The organism is Actinomadura sp. 9N215, assembly GCF_044326345.1.
Classification (GTDB): domain Bacteria; phylum Actinomycetota; class Actinomycetes; order Streptosporangiales; family Streptosporangiaceae; genus Spirillospora.
This window is the reverse complement of record NZ_JBIRBA010000036.1, coordinates 68,134-81,052: the sequence shown is the minus strand read 5'-3', so window position 1 is coordinate 81,052 and position 12,919 is coordinate 68,134. Positions and strand designations below refer to the sequence as shown.

18 protein-coding genes are annotated in these 12,919 nt (G+C 69.2%); 11 read left to right on the top strand and 7 right to left on the bottom strand.

Translation table 11 applies throughout. The features are described from left to right. The first annotated feature begins 1 nt into the window (after position 1). The 3 genes from ACH34T_RS39365 to ACH34T_RS39355 are packed head-to-tail and all read left to right on the top strand — an operon-like array spanning position 2 to position 665. Positions 2-250 (top strand): DUF397 domain-containing protein, encoded by a 249-nt coding sequence (locus ACH34T_RS39365; RefSeq protein WP_396026095.1) that lies wholly within the window; start codon positions 2-4, stop codon positions 248-250. Then, positions 247-456, top strand: coding sequence for a DUF397 domain-containing protein (locus tag ACH34T_RS39360; RefSeq protein ID WP_396026094.1), 210 nt, complete (start codon positions 247-249; stop codon positions 454-456). The genes ACH34T_RS39365 and ACH34T_RS39360 overlap by 4 nt, the downstream gene beginning before the upstream one ends. Continuing rightward, complete coding sequence (locus ACH34T_RS39355) at positions 453-665, top strand: DUF397 domain-containing protein (RefSeq protein WP_396026093.1); 213 nt, start codon at positions 453-455, stop codon at positions 663-665. Before ACH34T_RS39360 ends, ACH34T_RS39355 begins: the two co-directional genes overlap by 4 nt. A 59-nt stretch (positions 666-724) precedes the next feature. Here the strand turns inward: ACH34T_RS39355 and ACH34T_RS39350 are convergent, their stop codons facing one another. Together ACH34T_RS39350 and ACH34T_RS39345 are read right to left on the bottom strand one after the other, a co-directional pair. Continuing rightward, on the bottom strand, positions 725-1,441 hold the full coding sequence (locus tag ACH34T_RS39350) for a RibD family protein (protein ID WP_396026092.1): 717 nt from the start codon (positions 1,439-1,441) through the stop codon (positions 725-727). Further along, positions 1,434-2,318, bottom strand: coding sequence for a hypothetical protein (locus tag ACH34T_RS39345; RefSeq protein ID WP_396026091.1), 885 nt, complete (start codon positions 2,316-2,318; stop codon positions 1,434-1,436). Before ACH34T_RS39345 ends, ACH34T_RS39350 begins: the two co-directional genes overlap by 8 nt. 206 nt (positions 2,319-2,524) lie before the next feature. On the opposite strand from ACH34T_RS39345, the gene ACH34T_RS39340 reads away from it, so the two are divergent. From ACH34T_RS39340 to ACH34T_RS39330, 3 genes are all read left to right on the top strand, one after another. Beyond that, positions 2,525-3,058 carry a hypothetical protein gene (locus ACH34T_RS39340; protein WP_396026090.1) on the top strand — a complete coding sequence of 178 codons (534 nt, stop codon included), beginning with the start codon at positions 2,525-2,527 and terminating at the stop codon, positions 3,056-3,058. A gap of 45 nt (positions 3,059-3,103) precedes the next feature. Further along, the gene (locus tag ACH34T_RS39335; protein WP_396026089.1) at positions 3,104-3,892 is read left to right on the top strand and encodes a phosphotransferase; all 789 of its coding nucleotides are present in this window, start codon (positions 3,104-3,106) and stop codon (positions 3,890-3,892) included. A gap of 76 nt (positions 3,893-3,968) precedes the next feature. Beyond that, positions 3,969-4,499 carry a DUF6879 family protein gene (locus tag ACH34T_RS39330; protein ID WP_396026088.1) on the top strand — a complete coding sequence of 177 codons (531 nt, stop codon included), beginning with the start codon at positions 3,969-3,971 and terminating at the stop codon, positions 4,497-4,499. A 58-nt stretch (positions 4,500-4,557) separates the two neighbouring features. Here ACH34T_RS39330 and ACH34T_RS39325 read toward each other — a convergent pair whose 3' ends face one another. Together ACH34T_RS39325 and ACH34T_RS39320 are read right to left on the bottom strand one after the other, a co-directional pair. Beyond that, on the bottom strand, positions 4,558-5,043 hold the full coding sequence (locus tag ACH34T_RS39325) for a flavin reductase family protein (RefSeq protein WP_396026087.1): 486 nt from the start codon (positions 5,041-5,043) through the stop codon (positions 4,558-4,560). Continuing rightward, positions 5,037-5,969, bottom strand: a complete 933-nt coding sequence (locus tag ACH34T_RS39320; RefSeq protein ID WP_396026086.1) for an LLM class oxidoreductase — start codon at positions 5,967-5,969, stop codon at positions 5,037-5,039. Before ACH34T_RS39320 ends, ACH34T_RS39325 begins: the two co-directional genes overlap by 7 nt. A gap of 128 nt (positions 5,970-6,097) precedes the next feature. On the opposite strand from ACH34T_RS39320, the gene ACH34T_RS39315 reads away from it, so the two are divergent. Both ACH34T_RS39315 and ACH34T_RS39310 read left to right on the top strand, forming a co-directional pair. Then, positions 6,098-6,691 (top strand): TetR/AcrR family transcriptional regulator, encoded by a 594-nt coding sequence (locus ACH34T_RS39315; RefSeq protein ID WP_396026085.1) that lies wholly within the window; start codon positions 6,098-6,100, stop codon positions 6,689-6,691. A gap of 191 nt (positions 6,692-6,882) precedes the next feature. Next, positions 6,883-7,062, top strand: coding sequence for a hypothetical protein (locus ACH34T_RS39310; protein ID WP_396026084.1), 180 nt, complete (start codon positions 6,883-6,885; stop codon positions 7,060-7,062). A 63-nt stretch (positions 7,063-7,125) separates the two neighbouring features. On the opposite strand, the gene ACH34T_RS39305 is transcribed toward ACH34T_RS39310, so the two are convergent. Then, complete coding sequence (locus ACH34T_RS39305; RefSeq protein WP_396026083.1) at positions 7,126-8,124, bottom strand: zinc-binding dehydrogenase; 999 nt, start codon at positions 8,122-8,124, stop codon at positions 7,126-7,128. Positions 8,125-8,235: 111 nt separating this feature from the next. Between ACH34T_RS39305 and ACH34T_RS39300 the strand changes: the two genes are divergently transcribed. Further along, on the top strand, positions 8,236-8,856 hold the full coding sequence (locus ACH34T_RS39300) for a TetR/AcrR family transcriptional regulator (RefSeq protein WP_396026082.1): 621 nt from the start codon (positions 8,236-8,238) through the stop codon (positions 8,854-8,856). 186 nt (positions 8,857-9,042) lie between these two features. Here ACH34T_RS39300 and ACH34T_RS39295 read toward each other — a convergent pair whose 3' ends face one another. Next, a complete protein-coding gene (locus tag ACH34T_RS39295; RefSeq protein WP_396026081.1) occupies positions 9,043-10,053 on the bottom strand; it encodes an ABC transporter substrate-binding protein in 1,011 nt (336 codons plus the stop codon). Between the two features lie 231 nt (positions 10,054-10,284). On the opposite strand from ACH34T_RS39295, the gene ACH34T_RS39290 reads away from it, so the two are divergent. Continuing rightward, positions 10,285-10,857: a sigma-70 family RNA polymerase sigma factor gene (locus tag ACH34T_RS39290; RefSeq protein ID WP_396026080.1), complete on the top strand. Its 573-nt coding sequence runs from the start codon at positions 10,285-10,287 to the stop codon at positions 10,855-10,857. Then, positions 10,854-11,615, top strand: a complete 762-nt coding sequence (locus ACH34T_RS39285) for an anti-sigma factor family protein (RefSeq protein ID WP_396026079.1) — start codon at positions 10,854-10,856, stop codon at positions 11,613-11,615. The genes ACH34T_RS39290 and ACH34T_RS39285 overlap by 4 nt, the downstream gene beginning before the upstream one ends. A gap of 80 nt (positions 11,616-11,695) precedes the next feature. On the opposite strand, the gene ACH34T_RS39280 is transcribed toward ACH34T_RS39285, so the two are convergent. After that, complete coding sequence (locus ACH34T_RS39280; RefSeq protein ID WP_396026078.1) at positions 11,696-12,772, bottom strand: CHRD domain-containing protein; 1,077 nt, start codon at positions 12,770-12,772, stop codon at positions 11,696-11,698. Between the last annotated feature and the right edge of the window lie 147 nt (positions 12,773-12,919).

Here is a 12,919-nt window from a genome sequence, read left to right as displayed (position 1 = left end):
CATGCGACAACCGAAGCAAGGGAGGTGCGGGATCATGCGAACCTCAGACGTAACCCGCGCCGTATGGCGCAAGAGCACGCGAAGCAATGGTGCTGGCGGTGACTGCGTTGAAGTCGCCGCCCTAGGAGTAGACGTCGGTGTGCGCGACAGCAAGGCCCCGCACGAAGGCCACCTCACCCTCCCTCCGCAGGCGTGGACTGCCTTCATCGCTCAAGCGCGAGCCGGACGCTACGACCAGACTCGCAGATGACAACGCCAGCCCAGCCCCGCGCCGCATGGCGTACGAGCAGCTGGAGTGGCGAAACCAATTGCGTCGAAGTCGCACCCCTTGAGTCGAGCATCGCCATCCGCGACAGCAAGCTGCCAGACGCCGGGCACCTCACTTTCGCGCCAAAGGCATGGGGTGTTTTCGTCACCGAAGCGAAGGCCGGACGCTACGACCAAGGCGCGACATGACAGCGCCGGACCCGGCACACGCGATGTGGCGCAAGAGCAGTCAGAGCAGCGGCAACGGCGAATGCGTCGAAGTCGCCGAGCTGAACTTGAGCGTCGGTGTGCGTGACAGCAAGGCCCCGGATGCCGGGCACCTCGCCTTCACCGCCAGGGCATGGGGCGTTTTCGTCGCCGAGGTGAAGGCCGGACGCCACGACGAGGGCACGCGGTAACGACGCCCGTTCTATCGGCGCACGTGATTGAACGCTGTGCGGGCGGGGCCCGCAGGGCGTCATGTCGCTTGGTCGGGTTGGGCAGAAGGCGTGCCGTCGAAGTTGGTGAGGCGGTAACGGGCGAAGATGACGTCGCCGATCGGGTGGACTTCCTGGAGGGCCATGCGGTTTCCGGGGTGGTGCGGGAACTGGCCTGGGCCGACGAAACGGGGGGCGTGGGCGTCACCGACGAAGAAGGGGGCGACGACGAGTTGGAGTTCGTCGGCGAGTCCGGTGGTGAGGAACTGGGTGTGGACGGCGCCGCCCCCCTCGACCATCAGCCGCTGAACGCCCCGTCCGGCCAGGTCGGCGAGCATGGTGGTCAAGTCGACCGGGTCTCCGGCACTCACGACGGTCGCGGCGCCGCCGAGGCGGTCGCGGCAGCTGTCGACCGCGCCGCTGGAACAATAGACGATCTTCTGAACGTCGCCGGCGGTGAAGAACTTGGCGTCCGGGACCAGGTCACCCGAGCTGGTGAAGGTGACCTTGATGGGGCTTTCGGGCAGGCCACGGGCCACACGGTCTTTGCGGCGTTGCTCGGCACGGACGAGCAAGCGAGGGTTGTCGCGGCGGATGGTGTTGGCGCCGACGAGGATTGCGTCACAACCGGTACGGACTTCGTCGACGCGGTCGAAATCCTCGTCGTTGGACAGCAACAGCCGCTGGTCAGTGGTGTCGTCGATGTAGCCGTCGATGGAGGCCGCGCACGACAGCAGGACATAGGGGCGTTCAGGCACTTGAGGCTCCAAGGTCGTTGTTGATCAGGCCCTCGACGATACGGACGAAGTCCTCACTAGGGTCGGCGCAGGCGCTGAGAGCGGCGAACTGCTCGTCATTGATCGACCCGCGGAGACGTTGGTCGCGGGTCGCCTGCTGATAAAAGCGGCATGCAGTTCCGCCGCTGGCCGGTAGGGCGACGATCGGTGTGCCCATCGAGGCGGCGAGGTCGATCTCGGCTTGCGTGCCGACGCCGCCGCCGATGACGAGGACCAGTTGCGCGTGGGCGATGACATTGCGGTGCCCGAACAGGCCGATCGCTAATGCGAAGTCGGGGGGACGGTACCGGTCGGCGATATGGGTCATGACCTCGATGCCTACGCCGACCGGGCCGTGGCTGACCTTGTATCCCCTACTCATGACTAGGCGTGCCAGGCATGGGACGACGGCGTCGATCACGTCGGCGTCGGTGTCAGGTGCCCGGCTGCCGCAGATAGCCAGGCGCACCGGTACAGGGACGGTCATCGCTTGGTCATCCTGGACGGCCGTGCGTGGCCGGGGAACGACAGGATCAGGATGGAGAGGAAACGAACCGGCTGGGGCGAGGCCGACTAAGAGCCGTGCAGAGTCGGGGATTTGGAGGCCGTCCGCGATCCGGGTGAGGACCTCGATGTCGGACACCCGGCCCTGGCGGGTTCCACGGACCCAGTTGGAGATATCGGAGCGGTCGTGTTGGGTCAGCAGTGCCAGCTGCGTCTGCGTGCATCCGTTGAACTCGGCTAGAAACAACCGGAACAACTGCCCTACGTCGCGTCGAGTGAGTGATCGTTCGATTTCATCGCGTCGCCAGAAAGCGACCGGCACTGTCCCGGGATCGAAGACCCTGCGCCTGGTCACGGCACCACTCGCCCTTGTTCACCGAACCCCCGTCTCAGAGCGTAGCCGGGCGTGGCTCTGCCGCAACGGTGAACGGCGAGACGACTCCGTGGACTCGTCCCACACCCCCAGGCCACGGCCTCGTTCACTGTTCAGCCAGCGTCGTCGGCCGCACGGTGGTGCCCGGACGCACCGCCGACCTAACGGCGGGCAGAAGGGAGAATCCAGTGAACTTCCACAACGACAGCGGCGGGCTGATGGTGGCCGTGGAGGATATCGTGGCGGCGCGCGGACGCGCCTTCCAGCCGTCCGACAGCGTCAAGGACCCGCGCGCACTCGTCCCGGAGGAGGTTTTCAACCTTCTGGTGGACGACATCATCCGGTACAACCATGTCACCCGCGCTTACGCCGAGCGGCTGATGGGGCAGGCACTGGTGTTCCTCAAGGCGCACGCCGACCTCATCAAGGACGCCGCCGAGAATCCCGACGCCTGGGTCAGGATCGTCCCATCGGTCCCTGTCGACGAGGGGTGGCACGCCTTCCTCAAGCGGACCAAGCCGTACCACGAGTTCGGGATGACGCACGCGGGCGCCTATCTCCACCATGTGCCGGTGGTGGATGCCGACATCCTGTCCGGTGCCGCACTCGAGAGGACTGTCCCGATTCTGCGGGCCACGGGCTACCACGTGGACATGGAATTCTGGGAGGCGGGTGTCGGAGCGGGCTGTTGTCCACCGGAATGCAGCACCATCGGCGACTGACGAGGGACGGGCATGCGGGGTGAGTGGTCAGGGCTGCCTACGCGGGTGCGGGAGGCGATCGCTGAACGGACCGGCGTGATCCGCAACGTTCAGGAGGCCCTCGGTGGGAGCAACTCGGATCTGGCCGTCGTGGTCACCGGGGCGTCGGGGCGGACGTTCGTCAAGGCCGCTCCGAAGGTCTCACCGGACGAGGACGGTCGGCAGGTCCGCGCGTTGCGCAGGGAAGTCGCGATCAACCCGTGTGTGCCCGAGTTCGCCCCCCGGTTGCTGTGGACGGTGGAAACCGGGGGGTGGCTTGCCGTGGGTTCTGAATACGTCGAGGGTCGAGAGGCCGACTACTCGCCGGGCAGCCCGGACTTGGCCGCGCTGACGGAGGCGATCCACCACCTCCAGGCGATTCCTTGCCCGGACCCCGTGGTCATGCGGGTTGAGCGACGTTGGGAAGCCCTCGCAGACGATGTGTCGCCCATGGCTGGGAACGCTCTCCTGCACACCGACCTCAACCCGAACAACCTGCTCATTACTGCAGATCAGTGCGTCTATGTAGTGGACTGGGCTTTCGCGTCCCGAGGTGCTCCTTGGGTAGAGGTCGGCCAAGTGATCCCGTGGTTGATCCACGCGGGCCATGCCCCCGCCGAAGCCGAACAGTGGGCCATGCAATTTCCGTCATGGATGGACGCCGACCCTGTGATCATCGACCGGTACGTGTATCTGACGGCCGAACGGTGGGCCCAGATCAGCGCCGCTCGTGCCGCTCCCAACGTTCCGGTCAATCTCTCACTCGCCCGGCGATGGGCCTCTCACCGGCAGGGCCCTCATCAGCCCAACCGCTAACCTCCACAATGGTGGCCGTGCTGGCCGTCCGGCTTCCGCGTGAAGCCGGTGATCCTGAGAGAAATGGAGGCACTCGATGGGTTCGCCGCTGACCAACGAGATGTTCGAAGAGCTTCTCGCCGCTGCCAATCATTCGGCAGTCCACCTGGAGTCGCGTGACGCCTACATGGCGGACACTTCGTTCACGAAGTGGCTTGGAACCGGCATCGTGTCCACCGATGCCGATGATGAGTGGTGGATATCCACAATCGACAAGGCGGTCGCGAGAGGGGTTGAGATCCGCAGAGCACGGATCGTCTCCGAACCGCTCTCCCGCTACAGTCGCTGGCTGTGGGAATGTACAGGTCCGGTCAACCTGGCGGCGGGGGAGCAGGTCCGGTGGTTGCCTCGTCACCTGACCGCCGGGCTTGCGACACCACCCGCGGACTTCTGGGTTTTTGATTCCGCCGTACTTGTCTGGAATCACTTCACCGGTGAGGGCGAATGGGCCGACAACGAGGTGACCGGCGACCGTGCACTCGTCTCGCTGTGCTCCGACGCATTCGCGGCCGTGTGGGAACGGGCGGTCGATCACGAAGACTACCGGCCTTCCTCAAGGATGCGGTAGGTCGTCGCTGGGCAAGTGCTCAAGTGACTCGTTTCGGGTGACGCTTAGCGGGCGGTTATTAGTGGGGGAGGGTGTGGTAGTGGCGGTTTGTGTAGATTAGGGGACCTGTTTTGGTTGGGGGTAGGTGGGTGTGGGTCACGGTGGCGATTATCAGGGAGTGGTCGGCGATTAGTGTCTGTTCGGTTATCAGGCAGTCCAGGGTTGCTAGGGCGCCTTCCAGTACTGGTGCGCCGTTGGGGGAGGGGTGCCAGGCGAGGTCGTTGAATTCCTCGTCGCCTGGTTGGCGGCGTTTGGTGAAGTGGTCGGCGAGGGGGCGTTGGGCGGCGGAGAGGATGTTCACGGTGAAACGGCCCGTCCGCTCCAGGATGCCGTGGGTGCGGCCGTTGCGGGCCAGGACGATCAGGAGGGTGGGCGGGTCGAGTGATACCGAGAGCAGGGCGTTGATCGTCATCCCGTGGGGGCCGTCGGGGCCTTGCATGGTGATCACGGCTACGCCGGATGCCCAGCGGCGCATGACGTCCCGGAATCCGTCGGCGGTTACCATGCGGGCTCCAGCGGCTGGGCGGCCGAGAGTGCGGGGAAGTGGGGCACTACTTCCTCGCCGAGTTGCGCCACCACCTCGGCCGCTGGGCGTCGTCCGTGTTGGACGCCGAGGGCGGCGTGGTTGACGCCCTCGTCCTGCCAGCGGTTCAGGAGTTCGAGGAGCCCCTGCGTGCCGGTGCGCAGCACGAAGCCCCCGCGCAGCGGCGTGGGCGGGTGTGCCGGGTCTTCGGTGAGGTCGATCCATTCGTTGGTGGCGACGGGGCGGAACTGCTGGCCGGGCACCAGGGCGCGCCATTTGGCGATCTTTTGGCCGAGGGCGCGGGGGCCGTCCGGGGTCGCGGTGGGACCCGGGTAGACGAGCCAGCCGTCGGCGTTCTCGGCGATCCACTCGGGCGACTGCTGTGACGAACCGGTGACCAGCAGCGGGACGCGTCCATGCGTCGGCTTGGGGAGGAGGTCCACGCCGCCGCCGGGCTTTGGCTCCAGCAGTTCGCGGAAGGCGTCGACCGTCTCGCGGTACCGCGCGCCGCGCGTCTCGTAGTCGACGCCGTAGGCGGGGAACTCCACCGGGCGGTCGCCCGAGGCGATGCCGAGCACCAGCCGTCCGCCGCTGAGATGGTCCACGGAGGCCGCCTGTTTGGCCAGGTCGATGGGGTGGCGGAGCGTGAAGATGACGCTGCCCGCCGCGAGCGAGATCCGCGAGGTGCGGGCGGCGAGCCAGGTCAGCGCCGACCAGGGGTCGTACACCTGGCCGACGTCGCCGAAGCCGGGATCGGCGAGGGGGACGTCCCGCACCCACGCCCCCGCGAAGCCGGACCGCTCGGCCTCCTCCACCACGGCGCTCTGACCGTGCAGCGCGGCCATGTCCCCCGTGTACGGCCACAGCGGCAGGAACAGCCCCACCGTCAGCTTTCCGGGGGCGAACATGCGCCCGTATCCAGGGTGCCCCGCCCATGAAGCCGTTGTGTTCGTCATCTGCGCACCCCTTTGGTTGGAACGTTCGATCCAGAGCGTAGCAACATTGAAACGAACGTTCCAACCAGTAGGGTGGGGGCATGAGAGCCGGACGCTCGCCCGCCGAGAGCGACACCCGTGACCGCATCGTCCGGGCCGCCGCGGCACTGCTGCAGCGCCAGGGGTACGAGGGCGCCTCGGTCAAGCCCATCGCCCAGGCGGCCGGAGCGTCGGTGAGCTCGGTCTACCACTTCTTCCCCGACGGCAAGCAGCAGCTCGCCATCGAGGCGATGCGGTACGGCGCGGAGGAGTTCAGCCGGGTGCTCGAACGCGGCCTGTCGTCCAGCCCGGACCCTGCCGAGGCCGTCGCCGCCTGCGCCCGTCTTCAGGGCGGCACGCTCAGGGAATCCGGCTGGACGGACGGCTGCCCCGTCGCCGTCACCGCGCTGGAGACCGTCGGCCGCGTCCCCGGAATCCAGCAGGCCGCCATCGAGGCCCTGGCCCATTGGCAGGGCCTGGTCGCGGCCAAGCTGGAGAGCTGCGGCATGGACCCGTCCACGGCCCGGTCCCTGGCGGGGACGGTCATCGCGATCCTGGAGGGCGCCGAGCTGCTGAGCCGCGTCACCGGTGACGACACCCCCCTCAACGACGCCGCCGTCCACCTCGCGCAGCTCGTCCAGGCCGCGCTCAACTGAAAGGCCCGCTCCGCCTCACGGCCGGTCCCGGGCAGGGCGTCATCGGCGGCGCCCGGCGGCCATGCCGCGGTGGGCCAGATGACCCGCGGCGGCCAGCCTCCAGGGCACGGACGCCAGCGGCTGCCGTGCGGACGGCCGGCGGAGCCGTCGAAGCGCTGCCGCCACCGCGGTGCGACGCACCGGGGTGATCAATGGGCCGTGAGGGTCAGGAAGCGGTCGACGGCGGTTTGCGCCTGGCGAACGTCGCCCGCACCGCCGCGTCCACCACCGCACTGGCCTGCCTGCTGCGGGCCCTGATCCTGCACGGCAGAGCAACCCGTCCCAGCCCACGACGCCACGACCCGTCCGGCCGCTCGCCGGTCGCGCCCTGAATCACCTGCCTCAACCCGGCTCCGACGCCTTCCAAGCGGTCTGCCGATTCTGCGGCAGGGCACCTAGGGGAGCAGGGCGAGTTTGCCTGTGGTGGCTCTTGCCTCCAGTTGGGCGAGGGCTTTGGGGCCGTCGGCCAGTTCGTGGGTGGTGGGGCGCGCGGGGGCCAGGACTCCGGCCGCGATGAGCGCGAACACCTGGGACATGACGTCGCCGAAGATGTGCGGCGCGGTCCGGATCAGGGTGCCGATGTTCAGGCCGACGATGTGGAGCTGGTGCCGGTAGACCAGGTCCCAGTTGGTGATCGCGGCTTCGCCGCCGGGCAGGCCGTAGACGATGACGCGGCCGGTGACCCGTTTCGCGGCGGCCAGGCTGGCTTCCAGAGTGGCGCCGCCGGCCGACTCCAGGACCAGGTCGGCGCCTGCGTTGTCGGTCAGGGCCAGGACGTCGGCGGCGATGTCGTCGCCGCGGGAGTCGATGATGTGGTCGGCGCCCAGGGTGCGTACCACGTCGTGCTTTTCGGGGGAAGCGGTGGCGATCACCGTCGCGCCGTAGTGTTTGGCCATTCTCACCGCGGCCTGGCCGGTTCCGCCGGCGGCGGCGTGGATCAGCACGGTCTGGCCGGTGGTGAGGCCGCCCAGGGGTTTGAGCGCCGCCAAGGCGGTCGGCCAGTTCACGAGCAGGCCGAGGGCCTGCTCGCCGGTCCAGCCCGCCGGCACCGGGACGGCGGCGGGTGCGGGCAGGACCATGTACTCGGCGAAGGCACCGCCTCTGACGTCCACGCCGACGACGCGGGCGCCGGGTTCCGGGCAGGTCACGTCCTCGCCCGCGGCGGTGACCTCGCCGGCGGCCTCGATGCCCGCCAGATACGGCGGCCGCGGGCCGTCCGCGAACGTGCCGCGGGCCTGCGAGATGTCGACGTAGTTGACGCCGGCGGCCGTGACACGGATCAGGACCTCGCCAGGGCCCGGGGACGGGACCGGCGCGTCGGTGGTCAGGTGCAGGTCCTGTGGGCCGTTCAGCGACGTCTGCCGCAGGGCGCGCATGGTGGACGGGACGCTCATGGAGGCTCGCCTTCTATTTGTTTATCGAACGGCCAACAAAGCGTGGCATGCAGCCTCCGCTGGGTCAAGGTAAAGTTGATCGAACGACAAAGAAGTTCGGAGGGACGCTCGATGGCCGCTCGCGGCAGGCCGCGCACATTCGACCCGGACACCGCCCTGCGCCAGGCGCTGGACGTGTTCTGGGAACGGGGCTACGAGGGCACCTCGATCAACGACCTGGCCCAGGCCATGGGGATCGCCTCGGCCAGCATCTACGCCTGCTTCGGCAGCAAGCAGGACCTGTTCCGCAAGGTCATGGCGCTCTACGGCAGCACGTCGGGCGAGCCGCCGCGGCGCGCGCTGCGCGAGGAGCCGACCGCGCGCGCCGCGATCCACGCCATGCTGCGCGCCACCGCCGACCAGATCACCCGCTCGGACGCCCCGCACTACTGCATGCTCATCCTGGCCGCGCCCACCGGCGCCGTGGAGAACCACGCGATCCGGGAGTTCCTGGCCGACCGGCGGCGCGGCATGCTCGACACCGTCCGGGAGCGGCTCGCCCGTGGCGTCGCCGACGGCGACCTCACCGTGGCGCCCGACGGACTCGACGCCATGGCCCGCTACTACACCACCGTGGTGCAAGGCCTTTCGCTGCAAGCCCGCGACGGTGCCGACCGCGCCGAGCTGGAGGCGGTCGTCACCTGCGCGATGGCCGCCTGGGACACGCTCACGTCCACGCCGTCACCCCGGTGACCTGGACGGCCATCGACAGCGGCCGGAGGCCGACGCGGCGGTGCTCGTGAGCCTCTACGGCCTGCCCGTGCACGACGCCATGTCCCGCGCGCTCGCCGACCACGGGTACCGCTTCGACGAGGCGGAGGTGAAAGCGCGCGTACCGGAACGCGGCGCAGCTGGAAATGGTCCTGATCGTGGGCGTCGTCAGGTGTCGAGGAGGTCTGGGACGAATACGTCCTCGATGGTGAAGCGTCGCGGGGAGAGTCCCTGTTCGTGCTGGTAGCGCAGGAAAGCGTCGAGCTCTCCGCGGTTCGCCGCGATTCCGTAAGGCCACCAGTCGGCGCCGAGCAGGGCGATGTCCTGCTCCACCAGCGCGCTCATCCACGGGACCATCGTGTGCACCTGGTAGAGCCGCCGGCCCATTCCGAGGTAATGGTCGCGTGCGGTGTTCTTCGCGTCGAGGAAACCCTGGTAGGCGGCGCGGGCGACGCCGGGGCGCGCCGCCAGGACATCGCCGCGGACGACGATCGCGTGCATCAGCGGGAAAAGACCCGTCCGGCGGAACCAGTCGCGCTCGACCTCCGGATAGTCCTCGAACAACCGGCGGACCCGCGGCGACCCGTCGAGGACGCAGCGCGGGACGTTCGCCGAGAAGAGCGCGTCGATCTCGCCGCGGTCGAGCATGTCCGAGAGCGCCCGGTTCCGCTCGTAGGCGACCTCGACCCCGTCGGGCACCACCTGCGGCACGAAATCGAACGGCGCCATCGGCTGGTCGAGCCCGCCGATCACCCAGCGCGACTTCGCCGGGTCGAAGCCGTACTCGTCGGAGAGGATGCCCTTGGCCCATACCCCCGAGTCCTGGGAGTACATGCCGAATTCCCCGATCGTGCGCCCGTGCAGATCGGTGGGGGCCTCGATGCCGCTGCCGGCGTTCACGTAGACGCACGAATGCCGGAAAACGCGGTTAGGGAAGGCCGGAATGGCTCGGAAAGGGCCCGATGCCGGGGCGTCCGGGTCGAGTGTGCGCAGGTAGAAGGTCATGCCGAGTTCGGAGACGTCGAATTCCCGGTCGCGCATCATGCGGGCGAAGACGTCCGGCACCACCGGGCCGGTGCGCAGGTCGACGTCGTAGCCGGGAATGGTGGCGGCGCCCTCGAACAGGGCGGCCGTCGTGTCGTAGCGCATGCATCCGACCGTGAGTCGCGTGTTCGTCATGGGTTCGAGCATCGCACCCGGCTTAAGGCGGCCAAGAGGCGCGGGAGCACGGCTTCGGGAAGGGCGCCGAGGTCGGGAGGGCAGACGGCGCCGGCGGGAGCGGTGCGCCCCTAAGCGGACCTTAAGAAAGTCTCAAAGGCGTTGAACCGGGGGCCGGGCCGGGCTCGTACGTTCTGCTGACCGCCTGTCCCTCTTGGGCCAACCCTCTCAGACCCGGAGACGCACTCGGCCATGGCAGCACCAGGAACCGCCGGCGGGTTGAGAAACCTCATCCGTTTCCCCCGGACCGCGCCCGACACCGATGACGAACGGATCGTCACCGAGCTGTACCGCGACTACCATCGGCCGCTGACGGGCTTCGTCATGCGGCTCACCGCAGGCGACCGGCAATGGGCCGAGGACGTCGTCCAGGAGACCTTCATCAGGGCGTGGAAGGGCGCGGACCGGCTCGACTCCTCGTCCGGCTCCCTGATGCCCTGGCTGGCCACGGTCGCCCGGCGTATCGTGATCGACCATCGGCGGTCCCGGGACATCCGGCCGCCCGAGGTCGGCGACGCGGCGCTGGAGCACCTGCCGATGGCGGACCAGATGGACGGCCTCCTGCGCAAGGTGGTCGTGTCGGAGGCGCTGAACGCGCTTTCGGCTCCCCATCGCGAGGTGCTGACCGAGACCGTGCTGCGCGACCGTACGGTCAACCAGGCGGCGGAGGTGCTGGGAATTCCGGTGGGGACGGTCAAATCCCGCGTCTATTACGCGTTGCGCGCTTTGCGCGTCGCTTTGGAGGAAAGGGGGGTGACGGCATGACCTCGCAGATCGAGCACACCGATATCGGCGCCTACGCCCTCGGCCTGCTTGAGGACGATGACCGTCGCGTCTTCGAAGCGCATCTCGCACGGTGCGCCTCGTGCGCGGCCGAACTCCGCGAGATGAGCGGCGTGGCCGAGGCGCTCTCCGGCATCGGGGAGTTCGCCGAAGCCGTCCACGGTGTCGAGCGCGGGCCCGAAGCCGGTGGGGTCGGCGGTGCGGCGGAGCCCGCCCCGGAGCGGCCCCCGGCCGAGGTCATCGATCTCGTGCGGCGCCGGCGGCGCTCCGAACGCCGCCGCCGGCGCGGGACGTACGTGATCGGCGCGGCGGCCGCCGCAGCGCTGATCGCCACGGGCGTCACCGTCGGCGCGGGCCTCGGCGACGACGGCCTCCCGGCGGACGGGCACCAGCACGGCCCGGCCCAGGCGCTGGTCGTCTCCGGCGAGCGGCACTCCGGCGCCGACGCCAAGACGGGAGTGAGCGGCCTCGTGGGCCTGAGCGCCGTGGGATGGGGCACGCACGTCGGGCTGGAGTTGAAGGGCGTCCGGGGTCCCCTCCGGTGCCGCCTGGAAGCGGTGTCCCGCAGCGGTGAACGGACGGTCGTGACCGGCTGGCGGGTCCCGGTGAAGGGCTACGGCCTGCCCGGTTCGCCGGAGCCGCTGATCACCCATGGCGGGACGGCGATCCCGCGCCAGGACCTCGACCGCTTCGAGGTGAAGGTCGATGGCGGCGGGACCCTGCTCACCATCCCGATCTGATCGGACGCCGGTACGGCAGAGCGCCCGGCACGGTGATCGCACCGTGCCGGGCGCTTCTCTTCGTTTGGGACGGGCGCCGGTCAGTCGTTGAGCTGCCCGCGGACGGCGCCGCCCGGGAACTCGGTGCTGTGGAGGTTCGCGTACCAGTTGCGCGGGTTGGTCCTGATGCCCTGGACGACGTTCGGGTCGACGCCGGTCGCGGTGCCCGACACCGCGAAGATCGTGCTGGGCACTGCGGTGGTGACCAGGTCGACGGTGACGGGGCCGTTGGTCCCGAACCTGCCGCGGTGGAGGTGGGCGAGGCTGGGCGTGACGCCGACCCAGGCCATGGAGAAGCGGATCGAGTCGGCGGCGCCCAGCGAGGGCCGGACGAAGGCGACCGCCCTGCCGTCCGGGTCGCCGACGGCGGGGCCGTCCTTGACCGGCACCTCCTGGTCACCGGACATGAAGGCGCGCTTGCCGCCGGTCTTGAGCAGCTTCAGGATGTCGCTCCTGCCGCCGAGCGGCGCGAGCTGGGCGCGGACGGCGCCCTTCGGGTTCTCCTTGGTGTGCAGGTTCACGTACCAGTTGCCCGGGTTGGCGCGGAGGCCGTCCGCGATCGTGGGGTCCGGGACGGTGACCGCGCCCGCCGCGGAGGTCACGGTCGCCGGCATCGCGCTGGTGAACAGCGGGACCGCGACGTCGCCGTTGACTCCGGCCGCGCCCCGGTGGATGTGGCCGAGCGTCGGGGCGGTGATGCCGCTCCAGTTCAGGGCGAAGGTCACCCGGTTGCCCTGCACGCGGACGAGGGCGGTGCCGCGCCCGTCCGCGTCGCCTTCGGACGCCGGGACCTCGTTGGCGCCCGAGAGCCTGGCCGCCAGGAACACCGCCTTGCCGCGCGTCCGGTTCGTCGCGCCGTTGCTCTGCGCCGGGGTCTCCTGCCCCTGCCCGGTCTGCGGCTGCGAGGACGAGCCCGACGGGTCGGCGGACGGGCCGCCCGACGGATCGGTGGACGGGTCGCCGGACGGTGCGGGCGCGCCGTGACCGCCTCCGTGCCCGTGACCCGGCGCCGGGGTGGCGTTGGGGCCGGGCGTGGGGTGGGCCGCGTGCGCGGGCACCGCCCCCAGCAGTGCCAGCGAGATCGCCGTGATCGGCAACGAGATGAGACTCCTGCGCATTGGTCGAGCCCTTCCAAGGGAGTGAACGTGCGTCTGACTGAGGTGACCCGGTGTACGACGAGATCTTCGAGTCGGGTTCAACAAAAGAAAAAGGAATCCGATTGAACCGGGCCCGCCGAACTCAACGTGTAGCGGGTTAAGTAAGCA

Excerpts from the sequence above, each read along its gene's own strand:
- ACH34T_RS39325 (WP_396026087.1), bottom strand. The coding sequence starts at position 5,043 with ATGGTAACCGCCGACGGATTCCGGGACGTCATGCGCCGCTGGGCATCC.
- ACH34T_RS39300 (WP_396026082.1), top strand. The coding sequence starts at position 8,236 with ATGGCCGCTCGCGGCAGGCCGCGCACATTCGACCCGGACACCGCCCTG.
- ACH34T_RS39355 (WP_396026093.1), top strand. The coding sequence starts at position 453 with ATGACAGCGCCGGACCCGGCACACGCGATGTGGCGCAAGAGCAGTCAG.
- ACH34T_RS39315 (WP_396026085.1), top strand. The coding sequence starts at position 6,098 with ATGAGAGCCGGACGCTCGCCCGCCGAGAGCGACACCCGTGACCGCATC.
- ACH34T_RS39280 (WP_396026078.1), bottom strand. The coding sequence starts at position 12,772 with ATGCGCAGGAGTCTCATCTCGTTGCCGATCACGGCGATCTCGCTGGCA.
- ACH34T_RS39360 (WP_396026094.1), top strand. The coding sequence starts at position 247 with ATGACAACGCCAGCCCAGCCCCGCGCCGCATGGCGTACGAGCAGCTGG.
- ACH34T_RS39310 (WP_396026084.1), top strand. The coding sequence starts at position 6,883 with ATGGGCCGTGAGGGTCAGGAAGCGGTCGACGGCGGTTTGCGCCTGGCG.
- ACH34T_RS39285 (WP_396026079.1), top strand. The coding sequence starts at position 10,854 with ATGACCTCGCAGATCGAGCACACCGATATCGGCGCCTACGCCCTCGGC.
- ACH34T_RS39365 (WP_396026095.1), top strand. The coding sequence starts at position 2 with ATGCGACAACCGAAGCAAGGGAGGTGCGGGATCATGCGAACCTCAGAC.
- ACH34T_RS39320 (WP_396026086.1), bottom strand. The coding sequence starts at position 5,969 with ATGTTCGCCCCCGGAAAGCTGACGGTGGGGCTGTTCCTGCCGCTGTGG.
- ACH34T_RS39305 (WP_396026083.1), bottom strand. The coding sequence starts at position 8,124 with ATGAGCGTCCCGTCCACCATGCGCGCCCTGCGGCAGACGTCGCTGAAC.
- ACH34T_RS39295 (WP_396026081.1), bottom strand. The coding sequence starts at position 10,053 with ATGACGAACACGCGACTCACGGTCGGATGCATGCGCTACGACACGACG.
- ACH34T_RS39290 (WP_396026080.1), top strand. The coding sequence starts at position 10,285 with ATGGCAGCACCAGGAACCGCCGGCGGGTTGAGAAACCTCATCCGTTTC.
- ACH34T_RS39330 (WP_396026088.1), top strand. The coding sequence starts at position 3,969 with ATGGGTTCGCCGCTGACCAACGAGATGTTCGAAGAGCTTCTCGCCGCT.